Genomic DNA, 15,507 nt, shown 5'->3' on the forward strand with positions numbered 1-15,507 from the left:
TCCATCACGCCAGCGCTTGCCATTGGCCTTGAACACGTATTTCACAGGGTTCAAAGCGCGATTTGTAATTCATTTTGGGGCTGCTTTCGATCCAATAGCCCAAATACACATAAGGCAGTTGCAGTTGTGCCGCTTGCTGAATTTGCCAGAGCACGCTGTAGGTTCCATAGCTGGCCTGGTCTTCAGGCTCATAGAAGGTGTAAACCGCCGAGAGGCCATGGTTCAGCACGTCCACAATGCTGACCATTTTCAAGGCACCCAAGCAGCCCTCGCTGGCCGGCTCGCGAAATTCCACGATGCGTGAATTGACCCGGCTTTGAAGCAAAAACTGGTTGTATTGGTCCACGCTGTCCTGATCCATGCCGCCGCCCGGGTGGCGGCTCGTCTGGTAGCGCAAATACAAAGCGTAGTGGTCAGGATCGAATTGCAGGTCCAACACCCGAGCCTGCAAATGCTGGTGTTTGCGCCAGCTGCGTCGCTGGCTGCGGTCCGGCTTGAAGGCGGCGACCTGCACGCGCAAGGGCTGGCAGGCCTGGCAGCCATCGCAGTAGGGGCGGTAGGTGAACATCCCGCTGCGGCGAAAACCCTGCTCCACCAAGTCGGAGTAGACCTCGTTTTGGATCAGATGGCTGGGCGTTGCCACTTGCGAGCGTGCCGAGCGCTCAGGCAGGTAGCTGCACGCATAGGGCGCCGTGGCATAAAACTGCAAGGCCTGAATGGGGAGATCTTTGAGATGGGTCACGACGTGGTGTCCAAAGCCGTCAACGTGGTCCAGTATAAAGTTTGCCGTGTCCAGTCGATGGGGGGCATGAGGCGCTCTTGCTGGACGGTCGCCACAAAATCAGCCCGGGGTATTTCCCGGGCGCCCAAGGAGGCCAGGTGCCGGGTGTTTTGCTGGCAGTCGATGGCGGGCACGCCATGCGCCAGGCACACGCTGACCAGGCAAGCCAAAGCCATTTTGGAGCCATCGCTGATCGTGGTGAACATCGATTCACCGAAGACGGCATGGCCCAGCGCCACAAAATACAGCCCGGCGACCAGCTCGCCATCGAGCCAGACCTCGGCGCTGTGGGCGTGGCCTGCGCGGTGCAAATCCTCATAGGCTTGCACCATGGCCGGCACGATCCAGGTGCCGTTTTGTCCGGCGCGGGGTGAGGCGCTGCAGCGGCGGATGACCTGACCGAAATCGCGGTCAAAGCTCAGTGAAAAACCAGGGTGCCGCAGCCAGCGTTGCAATGACTGGCGCAGCGAGCGGCGCAAGCGGAAATCGCCCGGCCGCAAGACCATGCGGGGGTCAGGGCTCCACCACAGCACGGGCTGTCCGTCGCTGAACCACGGAAAAACCCCCTGGCTGTAGGCCTCCAGCAAACGCGAGGCGGACAGGTCTTGGCCCGCTGCCAGCAAGCCCGGGGCGGGCGATTGCGGGCCCCAGGCCTGGTGCACCAGGGGCAGGGCCTGGTCAGCGTCAATCCAGCACAGTTCTGGCAGAGGAGAAGTCCGTGGCATGGCTGCATTACACATGAACAGGTACACGTTTCTTGTCGTTTGGGGCCCGGATCGCGATTTTTTTGCGTTTATCCTCAACCACACCTGACCGACCGGCTTTGACCCCTCATTTTTTTGCGCGTGATGACATCTTTTCCACCCCATTGGTTGCGACCCCACTGGCCTGCGCCAGCGCATGTTCAGGCTGTGATGACCGATCGGCATGGCGGCGTCTCCCGCCCCCCTTGGGACAGCATGAACCTGGGTGACCATGTGGGTGATGCGCCGCACAGCGTGCAAGTCAACCGCCAGCGCTTGCAAACCCTCATGGGCAGCCGTCCGGTATTTTTGAAGCAGGTGCACGGCCATCAAGCGGTGGTGCTGAACGCCAACACCACGGATGGCACCGAGGCCGACGCCTGCGTTGCGTTGAATGCGGAGGTGGCTTGCACCATCATGGTGGCCGACTGTTTGCCCATCTTGATGTGTGACAAGTCTGGCCAATGGGTGGCTGCAGCGCATGCAGGCTGGCGTGGTCTGGCGGGTGAGGGCGGTACAGGCGTGCTCGAAGCCCTTTGCCAGCAGCCCGCTTTGCGGGATACCCCGCCTGACGACATCCTGGTCTGGCTGGGGCCTTGCATTGGTCCCGAGGCTTTTGAGGTGGGCACAGACGTGCGAGAGGCTTTTTGTCCAGATGCCCCAGAGGCTGGTGTTTACTTCAAACCCGCTGAGGCGGACAAATGGTTGGCCGACTTGGCAGGCCTGGCCCGGTGGCGGTTGCACCGCTTGGGACTTCACCGTGTTTTTGGCAACGACAGCCAGTCTGCGTGGTGCACGGCCACGCAGCCTTCAAGGTTCTTTTCGCACCGCCGCGACAGCCGGGTCCTCGGACAGAGCGGGCGCATGGCCGCCTGCATCTGGCTCAGCCGTTGATGGGGGGACTGGGGTTGGCTCTTGCGCTTTTGCTTCTGTCTGCCTTCGGGCTTTGCGGCGCAAGGGTGTGCCCATCAAATACACCACCAAGGACATGGGTAAAACCCCATACAAAATAAAAGTGATGATGGCCCCCAACACAGTGCCTTGGGTACTAAATGCTTCAGCCAGACCCATCAACAAGGTCACATAGAGCCAGGCAATAACGATCAAATACATTTTTTTGCGCTTTGTAATTTAGGTGACATCAAATTGACAGATACTGAAGGTAACCGATATCAAAAAAACCATTTACCGGAGACAAGCATGAGCACATCCACGCCAGAATTCTGGTCCAGCATGAGCGAGGGTTTTCAGCAAAACCTGTCCAAAAGCTGGGGGCAGGCGATGCAGCATTTCCAAACCCTGGACCTCGGTGGGCTCAAACCTGGTGTCGACGCCGCTTTGCCACCCATCAAATTCTCGCCTGAAAAGCTCCAGACCCTGCAAGGGCAGTACTTCAAAGACGCCTCTGAGTTGTGGAATCAGAGCCTGCACAACAGTTTGCAAGTCAAAGACCGTCGCTTTTCAGGGGAAGCGTGGAGCGCCAATCCGATGGCGGCTTTCAATGCGGCCACCTATTTGCTCAATGCCCGCACGCTGATGGGATTGGCCGATGCGGTGGAGGGGGACGAGAAAACACGCAACCGCATCCGCTTTGCCGTGGAGCAATGGGTGGCCGCTGCTGCGCCCAGCAATTTTCTGGCCTTCAATGCCGAGGCACAAAAGAAAGCCATCGAAACCCAAGGCGAGAGCATTGCCAAGGGGGTGAAAAACCTGATGCACGACATGCAGCAAGGCCATGTGTCGATGACCGACGAAAGTCTGTTCGAGGTGGGCAAGAATGTGGCCACCACCGAAGGCGCGGTGGTCTTCGAGAACGAGTTTTTCCAGCTCATCGAATACAAGCCGCTCACGGCCAAGGTCTACGAAAAACCCTTCTTGCTGGTGCCGCCTTGCATCAACAAGTTCTACATCCTGGACCTGCAACCTGAGAACTCCTTCATCCGCTATGCGGTCAGCCAGGGGCATCGCACCTTTGTGGTGAGCTGGCGCAACCCCGACGAGTCCATGGCGCAAAAGACCTGGGACGACTACATCGAGCAAGCGGCCATCCAAGCCATCAGCACGGTGCAGTCGATCACGGGCGCAGCCAAGATCAACGCGCTGGGTTTTTGCGTGGGCGGCACCATCTTGTCGACCGCTTTGGCCGTGTTGGCGGCCCGTGGCGAAAAGCCTGTGGCCAGTGCCACCTTCCTCACCACCCTGATCAACTTCACTGACACCGGCATTCTGGACGTGTTCATTGACGAGAACTTCGTCAAGTTCCGTGAGCAGCAAATGGGCAAGGGCGGCTTGCTCAAGGGCCAGGACCTCGCCTCGACTTTCAGCTTTCTGCGCCCCAACGACCTGGTCTGGAACTATGTGGTGGGCAACTACCTCAAGGGCGAGACGCCGCCACCGTTTGACCTGCTCTACTGGAACAGCGACTCGACCAATTTGCCCGGACCTTTTTACGCCTGGTACCTGCGCAACACCTACCTGGAAAACAACCTGGTCAAACCCGGCAAGGTCAAAGTCTGTGGCGAGCCCATTGATTTGGGCAAGGTCGACATACCGGTCTACATCTATGGCTCGCGTGAAGACCACATCGTGCCCATCGGCGGCGCGTACGCCAGCACCCAGGTGCTGCCGGGCAAAAAGCGTTTTGTCATGGGGGCCTCGGGCCACATCGCCGGGGTGATCAACCCGCCCGCCGCCAAAAAGCGCAGCCACTGGCTGAGCGAGGGCAGCAAATTCCCGGCCGATGTGAACGACTGGATCGCCAGTGCCAAAGAGCTGCCTGGCAGCTGGTGGACCGACTGGTCCGATTGGCTCAAGGGCCATGCGGGCAAGCAAATTGCCGCCCCCAAAACCTATGGCAAAGGCAGTCAATTCAAAGCCATCGAAGCGGCCCCTGGTCGTTACGTCAAAGCCAAAGCCTGATTTTTATTGACACAACGGAGATCTGAAAAATGGAAGACATCGTCATCGTCGCAGCCGCTCGCACCGCCGTGGGCAAATTTGGCGGCTCGCTCGCCAAGACCCCTGCCACCGAGCTGGGCAGCATCGTCATCCAGGGCTTGCTCCAGCGCAGCGGCTTGCCGGTCGACGCCATTGGCGAAGTCATCATGGGCCAGGTGCTGGCCGCAGGCGTGGGCCAGAACCCCGCCCGCCAAGCCATGATGAAAGCCGGGCTGGCCAAAGAGACTCCGGCGCTGACCATCAACGCCGTGTGCGGCTCGGGCCTGAAAGCCGTGATGCTGGCCGCACAGGCTGTGGCCTGGGGCGACAGCGAAATCGTGATCGCGGGTGGCCAGGAAAACATGAGCGCCAGCCCGCACGTTTTGAACGGCAGCCGCGACGGCCAGCGCATGGGCGACTGGAAGATGACCGACACCATGATCGTGGACGGCCTGTGGGACGTGTACAACCAGTACCACATGGGCATCACCGCCGAGAACGTGGCCAAGGCCCACGGCATCACCCGCGACATGCAAGACGCCCTGGCCCTGGGCAGCCAGCAAAAAGCCGCTGCTGCGCAAGACGCGGGCAAGTTCAAGGACGAGATCGTGGACGTGCTGATCCCCCAGCGCAAGGGCGATCCGCTGGTCTTCAACACCGACGAGTTCATCAACAAGAAAACCAATGCCGAGGCCCTGGCCGGTCTGCGCCCTGCGTTTGACAAGGCGGGCAGCGTGACGGCTGGCAATGCCTCGGGCATCAATGACGGCGCTGCCGCCGTGATGGTGATGAGCGCCAAAAAGGCCGCTGCCTTGGGCCTCAAGCCCCTGGCCCGCATTGCAGCCTTCGGCACCAGCGGTCTGGACCCGGCCACCATGGGCATGGGCCCGGTGCCCGCTTCGCAAAAGGCCTTGGCCCGTGCAGGCTGGAAGGCGCAAGACGTGGACCTGTTCGAGCTGAACGAGGCTTTTGCAGCACAAGCCTGCGCCGTCAACAAGGCGCTGGACATCGATCCGGCCAAAGTCAACGTCAACGGCGGTGCCATTGCGATTGGCCACCCGATTGGCGCATCCGGTTGCCGCATTCTGGTGACTCTGTTGCACGAAATGCAGCGCACTCAGGCCAAAAAAGGCCTGGCCGCGCTGTGCATCGGTGGCGGCATGGGCGTGTCATTGGCGGTTGAACGCGTTTAAAAACCTGCGCCGCTCATGCGGCGTGGTTTGGCGCACTGTCCAACCGTATAAGGGCAGCCAATCATCGCGGTTTGAGCGGACTTCATTGATCCCACTTCACTCATAACAAGGAGACAAACATGAGTCAAAAAGTAGCTTACGTCACAGGTGGCATGGGCGGTATCGGTACCGCGATTTGCCAACGCCTTCATCAAGAGGGCTTCAAGGTCATCGCCGGTTGCGGCCCGACCCGTGACTACAACAAGTGGCTGGACGAGCAAAAAGCTCAAGGCTTCACTTTCTATGCATCGGTGGGCAACGTCGGTGACTGGGATTCCACGGTGGAAGCCTTCAGCAAGGCCAAGGCCGAGCACGGCAGCATCGATGTGCTGGTGAACAACGCGGGCATCACCAAGGACCGCATGTTCCTGAAGATGACCCGGGATGACTGGGACGCCGTGATGAACACCAACCTGGACTCCATGTTCAACGTGACCAAGCAGGTTGTGTCCGACATGGTTGAAAAGGGCTGGGGCCGCATCATCAACATCTCGTCGGTCAACGGTGAAAAAGGCCAAGCAGGCCAAACCAACTACTCGGCTGCCAAAGCCGGCATGCATGGTTTTTCGATGGCCTTGGCGCAAGAGTTGGCCACCAAGGGCGTGACCGTGAACACCGTGTCGCCGGGCTATATCGGCACCGACATGGTCAACGCCATCCGTCCTGACGTGCTGGAAAAGATCGTGGCCACCGTGCCCGTCAAGCGCCTGGGTAAGCCCAGCGAGATCGCTTCCATCATCGCCTGGTTGGCCAGCGAAGAGGGTGGTTACGCCACTGGCGCAGACTTCTCGGTCAACGGTGGTTTGCACATGGGCTGATGCCCGGGCCCTTGGGCCACATCGTCCTGGGCATGGCCCACAAAAAAACCCGCCTCGGCGGGTTTTTTGTTTTTGCAAGCAGGCGTTCAGGGGCCGACTTGCTTGCCTGTGCCCACCAGCTGCATGGCCGAAGCGATCAGCCCGGACACTTCGGTCATGTTGCCTGGCACGATGAGTGTGGTTTTGGCGTCTTGCGCCACTTTGCCGTAAGCCTGCACGGCTTGCTCCGCCACCTTGAGTTGCACCGCCTGCTCGCCCCCGGGCTGGCGGATGGCGGCGGCGATGCGCTCGATGGCTTGGGCCGTGGCGTTGGCCATTTCGGTGATGGCGGCGGCATCGCCTTGGGCTTTGTTGATAGCGGCTTGTTTCTCACCTTCTGATCGTGCAATAAAGGCCTCGCGCTCGCCCGTGGCGATGTTGATCTGCTCCTGGCGGCGGCCTTCAGAGGCCGCGATCAGGGCGCGCTTTTCACGCTCGGCCGTGATTTGCGACTGCATGGCCAGCAAAATTTCCTTGGGTGGTGTCAGGTCCTTGATCTCGTAGCGCAGCACCTTCACGCCCCAGTTGAGCGCTGCTTCGTCGATGGCGGCTACCACCTGCGCATTGATGATGTCGCGCTCTTCAAAAGTCTTGTCCAGCTCGAGCTTGCCGATCACGCTGCGCAGGCTGGTTTGCGCCAGTTGCGTCACGGCCACGATGTAGTTGGACGAGCCGTAGCTGGCCAGTTTGGGGTCGGTGACCTGAAAGTACAGGATGCCGTCGACCTGCAGCTGCGTGTTGTCGCGGGTGATGCAGATCTGACTGGGCACGTCGAGCGGGATTTCTTTCAGGCTGTGCTTCTGGATCACGTTGTCGACAAAGGGCACCACAAAGTTCAGGCCCGGGGCCAGACTGGCGTGGAATTTGCCCAGCCTTTCCACCACCCAGGCTTCTTGCTGTGGCACGACTTTGACGGTCTTGACGATGAACAGGACCGCGATGATCACGAGAACGGCTGCGACTTCCATGGTTTTTCTCCCTATTGAGTGGTTGGAGCGGTGTGCTCAGATTTTCTCGAGGACCAGGCGGTTGCCCGCGATGGCCTGGATGCGGTGTGCACCCGGTGCGGCGCTTTGGCCCGGGGCCAGCTCGGCACTCCAGGCCGCGCCCCGGTGCAAGACCCGTGTTGTGCCCTGTGCGTCCCAGGCCTCGACCATCACAGTGGCCCCCAAGTCCAGATGCTGGTCTTGCGCTTCTTGTGGCGTGGCGGCTTGGCGCTTGCGCCATTGGCCCAGCAGCACAGCCCCGAGGCCACCCACGACCGCCGCCACCACCAGTTGGCTGGTCAGGCCATAACCTGCCATGGCGGTCAAGGCTGCCGCCACGGCGCCCAGGCTCAGCATCAGCAGGTAAAAAGTGCCGGTCACCAACTCCAGTGCCACCAGCACACCGGACAGGACCCACCACATCGTTGCGTTGCTCATCTTTCCCCTCCAGAATTTTTTTGTCTTTTCAGCCTTGCGACCACAGGTCTTTATACGCCGTCCCAACGGGCGCTTGCCCGGGCTTGGGTCAAGTCCGGCACCAGCCAAGGATAATCCGTCCCTATGCATTTCCCTGAACCCCAACGCTGGCGCCTGTCCGTCGCCCCGATGATGGACTGGACTGACCGTCATTGCCGTTTTTTCCATCGCCTGCTGACCCGCCACACCCTGCTCTACACCGAGATGGTGACCACCGGTGCTTTGCGCCATGGCAGCGTGCAGCGGCACCTGCGCTTCAACGCCGAAGAACACCCCGTGGCGCTGCAATTAGGCGGCAGCGATGCGGCCGACCTGGCCCACGCCGCCAAGCTGGGGCAAGAGTGGGGCTATGACGAAATCAACCTCAATTGCGGCTGTCCATCAGACCGGGTGCAGCGCGGCGCGTTTGGGGCTTGCCTGATGAACGAGCCGCGCACCGTGGCCGACGGTGTCAAAGCCATGCTGGACGTGGTGGACGTGCCGGTGACCGTTAAGCACCGTATTGGCATCGACCGCATCGAAAGCTATGACTTCGTGCGAGACTTTGTCGGCACGGTGAGCGAGGCGGGCTGTCGGGTGTTCATCGTGCATGCCCGCAATGCCTGGCTCGACGGCCTGAGTCCCAAGGAAAACCGCGAAATCCCGCCGCTGCGCTACGAGTTGGCCTACCAGCTCAAAAAGGACTTTCCGGGCCTGCTGATCGCCGTGAACGGCGGCATCAAGACCAACGAAGAGATTGCGCAGCATCTGCAGCACGCCGACGGCGTGATGGTCGGGCGCGAGGCTTATTACAACCCCTGGCTGCTGGGCAGCTGGGACGCCACGTTTTACGGCGATGCCCATGAGGTGCCCAGCCGCGAAGCGGTGGAAGAGGCCATGGTGGCCTACATGGAACGGGCCTTTGCCGAAGACGGCTGCCCTTGGTACGCCATTGCCCGCCACATGCTGGGCCTGTATCACGGCCAGCATGGGGGGCGTTTGTGGCGTCAGGTCTGGAGCGACCACAAACTCAAGCCCTTGCCGCCGCGAGAGGTCTGGGCTTTGGCCCGTGCGGCGCTGGCACGCGGGGCGGTGGTCAGCGACTGACTATCTGATTTATTGCGCGGCCTGCAAGCCGTTTGTGAAGTGCGCCGACATGCGCTCGGCCGCTTGCTCGGGCTGGCGTTCGGTCAGGGCCTGGACGATGGCGCGGTGCTCGGCCAGGGATTGCTCAATGCGGCCCTCTTTGAACAGCGAGCTGTGCCGGTTGAGCTTCATCACCTTGCGCAGGTCGGCCACCATTTGGTCGCGCCAGCGGTTGTCGGCCAATTCCAGCAGCAGCATGTGAAAGGCTTCGTTGATCTCGAAGAAACGGTCCCGGTCGTGTTTGGCTTTTTCCAGGTCCTGGTGCAAGGCCTGAATCTGCGACATCTGTTCGGCACTGGCGTTATGTGCCACCACGCGGGCAGCGTCTGATTCGAGCAGGGCCAGCAGGTGGTACACATCGCGCAGGTCTTTTTCGCTGACTTCGGTCACGTAGGCGCCGCGGCGCACCTTCATCGTCACCAGGCCCTCGGCCGCCAACACCTTCAGGGCTTCACGCAGTGGGGTGCGGCTGATGCCCAGGGCCTCGGCAATGCGCAACTCGTCGATCCAGCTGCCCGGCTCCAGTTCGCGCGCAAAAATGCGCTGGCGCAGGAGTTCGGCCACTTCTTCGTACAGGGCGCGGGGGGCAAGGGACAGGGCAGACATGGTGTGAGCGATCGAGGCGGGGGCAGGGCGTTTCAGATGCTGAATTGTAAGCCGGTTAAAATATTCTGCATCAATAATTATGAATCACGGTACTTGTAAGCCGGTAGGCAGTCGCAAGCTGCCAAAATCCGGATCAGTCATTTTTGTCCCGAAAGCACAGCGCCATGACGTCTCCATCTTTTGAATTCAACGCCTCCAATCTGGAAGCCTGGCAAAAAGCAGCCGCCAAATCCGCCCCGGGTGGCGATGTGTCGGCCCTGAACTGGAAGACGCCCGACGGCATCGTCGTCAAGCCGCTCTACACCGCCGAAGACACGGCCAATTTGCCCTACGCCAACACGCTGCCGGGCTTCGAGCCCTTCCTGCGCGGCCCGCAGGCCACCATGTACGCGGTGCGTCCCTGGACGATCCGCCAATACGCGGGTTTCTCCACCGCCGAAGAATCCAACGCCTTCTACCGCAAGGCCTTGGCGGCGGGCGGGCAGGGCGTGTCGGTCGCGTTTGACCTGGCCACGCACCGCGGCTATGACTCCGACCATCCGCGCGTCACGGGCGACGTGGGCAAAGCCGGCGTGGCGATCGACTCGGTCGAGGACATGAAGATCTTGTTCGACCAGATTCCGCTGGACAAGGTCAGCGTGTCCATGACCATGAACGGCGCGGTGCTGCCGGTGTTGGCGGGCTACGTGGTGGCCGCCGAAGAGCAGGGCGTCTCGCAGGACAAACTGAGCGGAACCATTCAGAACGACATTCTGAAAGAGTTCATGGTGCGCAACACCTACATCTACCCGCCTGAGCCGTCGATGAAGATCATTGGCGACATCATCGAGTACACGAGCAAGCACATGCCCAAGTTCAACTCGATCTCGATCTCGGGCTACCACATGCAGGAAGCCGGCGCCAACCAGGCCCTCGAGATGGCCTTCACCCTGGCCGACGGCAAGGAATACGTGAAGACCGCGATTGCCAAGGGTATGGACGTGGACGACTTCGCCGGTCGCCTGTCCTTCTTCTGGGCCGTGGGCATGAACTTCTATCTGGAGATCGCCAAAATGCGTGCGGCGCGCCTGCTGTGGTGCCGCATCATGAAGGGCTTCAACGCCAAGAACCCCAAGAGCCTGATGCTGCGCACGCACAGCCAGACCTCGGGCTGGTCGCTCACCGAGCAGGACCCGTACAACAACGTGGTGCGCACCACCATCGAGGCCATGGCAGCCGTGTTTGGCGGCACCCAGTCGCTGCACACCAACAGCTTTGACGAAGCGATTGCCTTGCCCACCGAATTCAGCGCCCGCATTGCCCGCAACACGCAGCTCATCATCCAGGAAGAGACCCACATCACCAACGTGATCGACCCCTGGGCTGGCAGCTACATGATGGAGAGCCTGACCCAAGAAATGGCCGACAAGGCCTGGGCCATTATTGAAGAAGTCGAGGCTATGGGCGGCATGACCAAGGCCGTGGGCAGCGGCTGGGCCAAGCTCAAGATCGAAGCGGCGGCCGCTGAAAAGCAGGCCCGCATCGATTCGGGCAAAGACGTCATCGTGGGCGTGAACAAATACAAGTTGGCCAAAGAAGACCCGATCGAGACGCTGTCGATAGACAACGTGCGCGTGCGCGACGGTCAGATTGCACGCCTCAAAGCCATCCGTGCCAGCCGCGACAGCACCAAGGTGCAAGCCGCGCTGGACGCGTTGAGCGCCGCCGCCGAATCGGGCCAGGGCAATTTGCTCGACTTGTCGATTCAGGCCGTGCGCCTGCGTGCCACGGTCGGCGAAGTGTCGGATGCGCTGGAAAAAGCCTTTGGCCGCCACCGTGCCGACACGCAAAAAGTCACGGGCGTGTATGCCGCGGCTTATGACGACGGTGAAAACCTGGGAGACACCATGGAATACTGGAACCAGCTCAAAGCCGACATCGCCGCCTTTGCCGAAGCGCAAGGCCGCCGCCCCCGCGTGATGATCTCCAAACTCGGCCAGGACGGCCACGACCGGGGTGCCAAAGTGGTGGCCACCGCGTTTGCCGACCTGGGCTACGACGTGGACATGGGCCCCTTGTTCCAGACCCCCGAAGAGTGCGCCCGCCAGGCGATTGAGAACGACGTGCACGCCGTGGGTGTGAGCACGCTGGCCGCTGGCCACAAAACCTTGGTGCCCGCCATCATTGCCGAACTCAAGAAGCAGGGCGCCGACGACATCATCGTCTTCGTCGGCGGTGTGATCCCTCGCCAGGACTACGACATGCTCTACGAAGCAGGCGTCAAAGGCATCTACGGCCCCGGCACCCCGATTCCGGTCAGCGCCAAGGATGTGCTGGAGCAGATCAAAAAGGCGATCGGGTGAGCCCTGAGCACTTGCTCGACGGCTTGCTCAATGGCAGTGCTGCCGTGCAGCGCCGCGCCATGGCCAAGGCCATCACGCTGCTCGAATCCACCCGCCCGGACCACCGGGCCTTGGCCGACGAGCTGCTCACGGCCATGCTGCCGCACACAGGCAACTCGTTCCGCTTGGGCATCAGCGGTGTGCCGGGTGTGGGCAAGTCCACCTTCATCGAAGCGCTGGGTTTGTATTTGATTGGCCAAGGGCACCGCGTGGCGGTGCTGGCGGTGGACCCGTCGAGCACCGTATCGGGCGGGTCGATTCTGGGCGACAAGACCCGGATGGAGTTGCTCAGCGTGCACGAACGCGCCTACATCCGTCCCAGCCCGAGCAGCGGCACCCTGGGTGGTGTGGCCGAAAAAACCCGTGAATCGATGCTGGTCTGCGAGGCGGCGGGCTACGACGTGGTGATTGTCGAGACCGTGGGTGTGGGCCAGTCTGAGACGGCAGTGGCCAACATGACCGACATGTTTGTGCTGATGCAGCTGCCCAATGCGGGCGACGATTTGCAGGCCATCAAAAAAGGCGTGATGGAAATCGCCGACCTGGTGGTCATCAACAAGGCCGACATCGACGCGATGGCGGCCACCCGCGCCGAGTTGCAAATCACCAGCGCCCTGCAACTGCTGGGCATGCATGGCGGCTCGGGCCACGCGCACGCCGACACCTCGCAGTGGCACCCCAAGGTGGTGCAGCTGAGCGCTCTGCTGGGCCAGGGTGTGGACAGTTTTTGGGCGGCGGTCACAGAATTTCGGGCATTGCAAACTGGCAACGGCCGGCTTGGTGAGCGGCGTCAGCAGCAAGCCCTGTCCTGGATGTGGGAGCGGATCGAGGCGGGGCTTCGGCAGTCTTTCAAAGACCATCCTGAGGTCCGGCATCAGCTGCCTTTGGTGTCTGCCCGAGTGGCACAGGGCACGTTGGCCGCTTCGACGGCAGCACGCCAATTGCTGGCGAGCCTGTCGACCCCGGCGAGCCCCAGCGTTTCGGGTTCTGCGCCATGAGTTTGAGCCCTGAATCCCTGCAACTGATCGCAGCGGATCCGCGCTGGCGGACGCAGCGCATTGCCCGGGTCGACACGCCCGATGGCCCGCTGCTGATCAAAGGCCAGCGTCCTGCACGTGGGCCTTTGCGCTTCAAAATCATGAAGTGGCTGTCCCAGCTGACGCGCAACCCTTTGTTGCAGCCTGTGCCCGCCCATGGTGGGGCGCGTGCCCAAAACACCGAGGTACAGCGCTTGAGACAACTGGCGGCCGCAGGCTTGCCCGTGCCTGCGGTGTTGCACCAGGCACCGGATTACATCGCCTTGCAATTCTTGCCGGGTGAATCCTTGCAGCACGGCCTGACACAGACCCCGGATCTGGCGCTGCGCCTGTTTGAGCAAGGCTTGCAAGCGATTGGGCATGTCCACCAGCAAGGCCAGTATCTGAGTCAGGCCTTTGCCCGGAACATCATGGTGTCTTCCGGGCAACTCTGGTTCATCGACTTCGAGGACGATCCATTGGAGGTCATGGACCTGCCGCAGGCCCAGACCCGCGACTGGCTGGCCTATTTGCTGTCCACCCTCTGGATGGCGAATGCGCCCCAAGAGGCGTTGTTGCAAAGTTGGCACCGCCAGTTTGAGCAACTCGATGCCAACACCCAAAACCGTTTGGTGCAATCGTGTGACCGCCTGGTCTGGTTGCGCCACCTGTCCAATCAAAGAAAACCCTGGGGTCGGGATATCGTCACTTTGCAAGCGCTGGGTGATTTTCTTGACCGCTGGCGAACCCATCTGAACCGAGCATAAGGAGCTGACAACATGCAAGACATCATTGAACAACTGGAAAAAAAGCGCGCTGCGGCCCGCTTGGGCGGCGGGCAAAAACGCATCGATGCGCAGCACGCCAAAGGCAAGCTCACCGCGCGTGAGCGCATCGAGGTCTTGCTCGACGAAGGCACTTTCGAAGAGTGGGACATGTTCGTCGAGCACCGCTGCACCGACTTTGGCATGCAGGACAACAAGATCCCCGGCGACGGTGTGGTGACGGGCTACGGCATGATCAACGGCCGCCTGGTGTTTGTGTTCAGCCAGGACTTCACCGTCTACGGCGGTGCTTTGTCGGAAACCCACGCCGAGAAGATCTGCAAGATCATGGATCAGGCCATGAAGGTCGGCGCGCCGGTGATTGGCCTCAATGATTCGGGCGGTGCGCGTATTCAAGAAGGCGTGGCGTCCTTGGGTGGTTATGCCGACGTGTTCCAGCGCAACGTGATGGCCAGCGGTGTGGTGCCCCAGATCAGCATGATCATGGGCCCCTCGGCGGGTGGTGCGGTGTATTCGCCTGCTTTGACCGATTTCATCTTCATGGTCAAGGACACGTCTTACATGTTTGTGACCGGCCCCGAAGTGGTCAAGACCGTGACGCACGAAGAAGTGACCGCCGAAGAGCTGGGTGGCGCCCTGACACACACCACCAAGAGCGGCGTGGCCGACATGGCCTTCGAGAACGATGTGGAAGCGCTCTTGATGCTGCGCCGCCTCTACAACTACCTGCCGCTCAACAACCGCGAAAAAGCGCCTGTGCGCCCCAGCGGTGACCCGTCGGGTCGCATGGACATGAGCCTGGACACCCTGGTGCCCGAGAACCCCAACAAGGCCTATGACATGAAGGAACTCATCGTCAAGACCGTGGACGATGGCGACTTCTTTGAACTGCAACCTGATTACGCCAAGAACATCCTGATCGGCTTTGCCCGCATGGAAGGCCAGACCGTGGGCATCGTGGCCAACCAGCCGCTGGTGCTGGCCGGATGTCTCGACATCAAGAGCTCGATCAAAGCCGCCCGTTTTGTGCGTTTTTGCGATGCGTTCAACATCCCCGTCATCACCTTTGTCGACGTGCCCGGTTTCATGCCCGGCACCAGCCAGGAGTTCGGCGGCATCATCAAGCACGGCGCCAAGCTGCTGTATGCGTACGCCGAATGCACCGTGCCGAAAATCACCGTCATCACCCGCAAGGCTTATGGCGGCGCGTACGACGTGATGGCTTCCAAGCACCTGCGCGGCGACGTGAACTTTGCCTGGCCCAACGCCGAAATCGCGGTCATGGGGGCCAAAGGCGCGGTGGAAATCATCTTCCGCGAAGACAAGGGCGACCCCGAGAAACTGGCCGCCAAGGAAGCCGAATACAAAGCCCGTTTCGCCAACCCCTTTGTGGCGGGCGCACGCGGCTTCATCGACGACGTGATCCAGCCGCACGAGACCCGCAAGCGCATCTGCCGCTCGCTGGTGATGCTCAAGGACAAGAAGATCGAGAACCCCTGGCGCAAGCACGGGAACATTCCACTGTGATCGCTACCCCGTCATGGCGGACGTGAGCCGCCATCCATGGATCCCGGGTCAAGC

The 15,507-nt window shown here is 61.1% G+C and carries 15 protein-coding genes; 9 read left to right on the plus strand and 6 right to left on the minus strand.

Annotated features, from left to right (window positions below):
• Positions 1–4: 4 nt before the first annotated feature.
• Positions 5–742 carry an arginyltransferase gene (locus B9Z34_RS09300; protein ID WP_108427843.1) on the minus strand — a complete coding sequence of 246 codons (738 nt, stop codon included), beginning with the start codon at positions 740–742 and terminating at the stop codon, positions 5–7.
• A complete protein-coding gene (gene aat / locus B9Z34_RS09305; RefSeq protein ID WP_108427844.1) occupies positions 739–1,506 on the minus strand; it encodes a leucyl/phenylalanyl-tRNA--protein transferase in 768 nt (255 codons plus the stop codon). Before aat ends, B9Z34_RS09300 begins: the two co-directional genes overlap by 4 nt.
• A 123-nt stretch (positions 1,507–1,629) precedes the next feature.
• Here aat and pgeF point away from each other — a divergent pair, with 123 nt between their 5' ends.
• Positions 1,630–2,418, plus strand: coding sequence for a peptidoglycan editing factor PgeF (pgeF, locus tag B9Z34_RS09310; RefSeq protein WP_108427845.1), 789 nt, complete (start codon positions 1,630–1,632; stop codon positions 2,416–2,418).
• Here pgeF and B9Z34_RS14730 read toward each other — a convergent pair.
• On the minus strand, positions 2,335–2,637 hold the full coding sequence (locus tag B9Z34_RS14730; protein WP_108427846.1) for a hypothetical protein: 303 nt from the start codon (positions 2,635–2,637) through the stop codon (positions 2,335–2,337). The genes pgeF and B9Z34_RS14730 overlap by 84 nt on opposite strands.
• An 87-nt stretch (positions 2,638–2,724) precedes the next feature.
• On the opposite strand from B9Z34_RS14730, the gene phaC reads away from it, so the two are divergent.
• From phaC to phbB, 3 genes are all read left to right on the plus strand, one after another.
• Complete coding sequence (gene phaC, locus B9Z34_RS09320) at positions 2,725–4,443, plus strand: class I poly(R)-hydroxyalkanoic acid synthase (RefSeq protein ID WP_108427847.1); 1,719 nt, start codon at positions 2,725–2,727, stop codon at positions 4,441–4,443.
• A gap of 29 nt (positions 4,444–4,472) precedes the next feature.
• A complete protein-coding gene (locus B9Z34_RS09325; RefSeq protein ID WP_108427848.1) occupies positions 4,473–5,654 on the plus strand; it encodes an acetyl-CoA C-acetyltransferase in 1,182 nt (393 codons plus the stop codon).
• A 119-nt stretch (positions 5,655–5,773) separates the two neighbouring features.
• Positions 5,774–6,511: an acetoacetyl-CoA reductase gene (gene phbB, locus B9Z34_RS09330; protein WP_108427849.1), complete on the plus strand. Its 738-nt coding sequence runs from the start codon at positions 5,774–5,776 to the stop codon at positions 6,509–6,511.
• A gap of 86 nt (positions 6,512–6,597) precedes the next feature.
• Here phbB and B9Z34_RS09335 read toward each other — a convergent pair whose 3' ends face one another.
• Together B9Z34_RS09335 and B9Z34_RS09340 are read right to left on the minus strand one after the other, a co-directional pair.
• Positions 6,598–7,518, minus strand: a complete 921-nt coding sequence (locus B9Z34_RS09335) for an SPFH domain-containing protein (RefSeq protein ID WP_108427850.1) — start codon at positions 7,516–7,518, stop codon at positions 6,598–6,600.
• 36 nt (positions 7,519–7,554) lie between these two features.
• Positions 7,555–7,974 (minus strand): NfeD family protein, encoded by a 420-nt coding sequence (locus tag B9Z34_RS09340; protein ID WP_108427851.1) that lies wholly within the window; start codon positions 7,972–7,974, stop codon positions 7,555–7,557.
• Positions 7,975–8,097: 123 nt separating this feature from the next.
• Between B9Z34_RS09340 and dusA the strand changes: the two genes are divergently transcribed.
• A complete protein-coding gene (gene dusA / locus B9Z34_RS09345) occupies positions 8,098–9,099 on the plus strand; it encodes a tRNA dihydrouridine(20/20a) synthase DusA (protein WP_108427852.1) in 1,002 nt (333 codons plus the stop codon).
• 9 nt (positions 9,100–9,108) lie between these two features.
• Here dusA and B9Z34_RS09350 read toward each other — a convergent pair whose 3' ends face one another.
• Positions 9,109–9,744 (minus strand): GntR family transcriptional regulator, encoded by a 636-nt coding sequence (locus B9Z34_RS09350; RefSeq protein ID WP_108427853.1) that lies wholly within the window; start codon positions 9,742–9,744, stop codon positions 9,109–9,111.
• Positions 9,745–9,908: 164 nt separating this feature from the next.
• On the opposite strand from B9Z34_RS09350, the gene scpA reads away from it, so the two are divergent.
• From scpA to B9Z34_RS09370, 4 genes are read left to right on the plus strand one after another with little or no spacing between them, the layout of a single operon-like run.
• Positions 9,909–12,086 (plus strand): methylmalonyl-CoA mutase, encoded by a 2,178-nt coding sequence (gene scpA, locus B9Z34_RS09355; protein ID WP_108427854.1) that lies wholly within the window; start codon positions 9,909–9,911, stop codon positions 12,084–12,086.
• Positions 12,083–13,123 (plus strand): methylmalonyl Co-A mutase-associated GTPase MeaB, encoded by a 1,041-nt coding sequence (gene meaB / locus B9Z34_RS09360; protein WP_108427855.1) that lies wholly within the window; start codon positions 12,083–12,085, stop codon positions 13,121–13,123. Before scpA ends, meaB begins: the two co-directional genes overlap by 4 nt.
• Positions 13,120–13,908, plus strand: a complete 789-nt coding sequence (locus B9Z34_RS09365; protein ID WP_108427856.1) for a hypothetical protein — start codon at positions 13,120–13,122, stop codon at positions 13,906–13,908. Before meaB ends, B9Z34_RS09365 begins: the two co-directional genes overlap by 4 nt.
• Before the next feature lie 12 nt (positions 13,909–13,920).
• Entirely contained in the window at positions 13,921–15,453 is a 1,533-nt protein-coding gene (locus B9Z34_RS09370; protein ID WP_108427857.1) for an acyl-CoA carboxylase subunit beta, read from the plus strand.
• The last annotated feature ends 54 nt before the right edge of the window (positions 15,454–15,507 follow it).

It is taken from the genome of Limnohabitans sp. Hippo3 (genome assembly GCF_003063665.1).
GTDB lineage: Bacteria > Pseudomonadota > Gammaproteobacteria > Burkholderiales > Burkholderiaceae_C > Limnohabitans_A.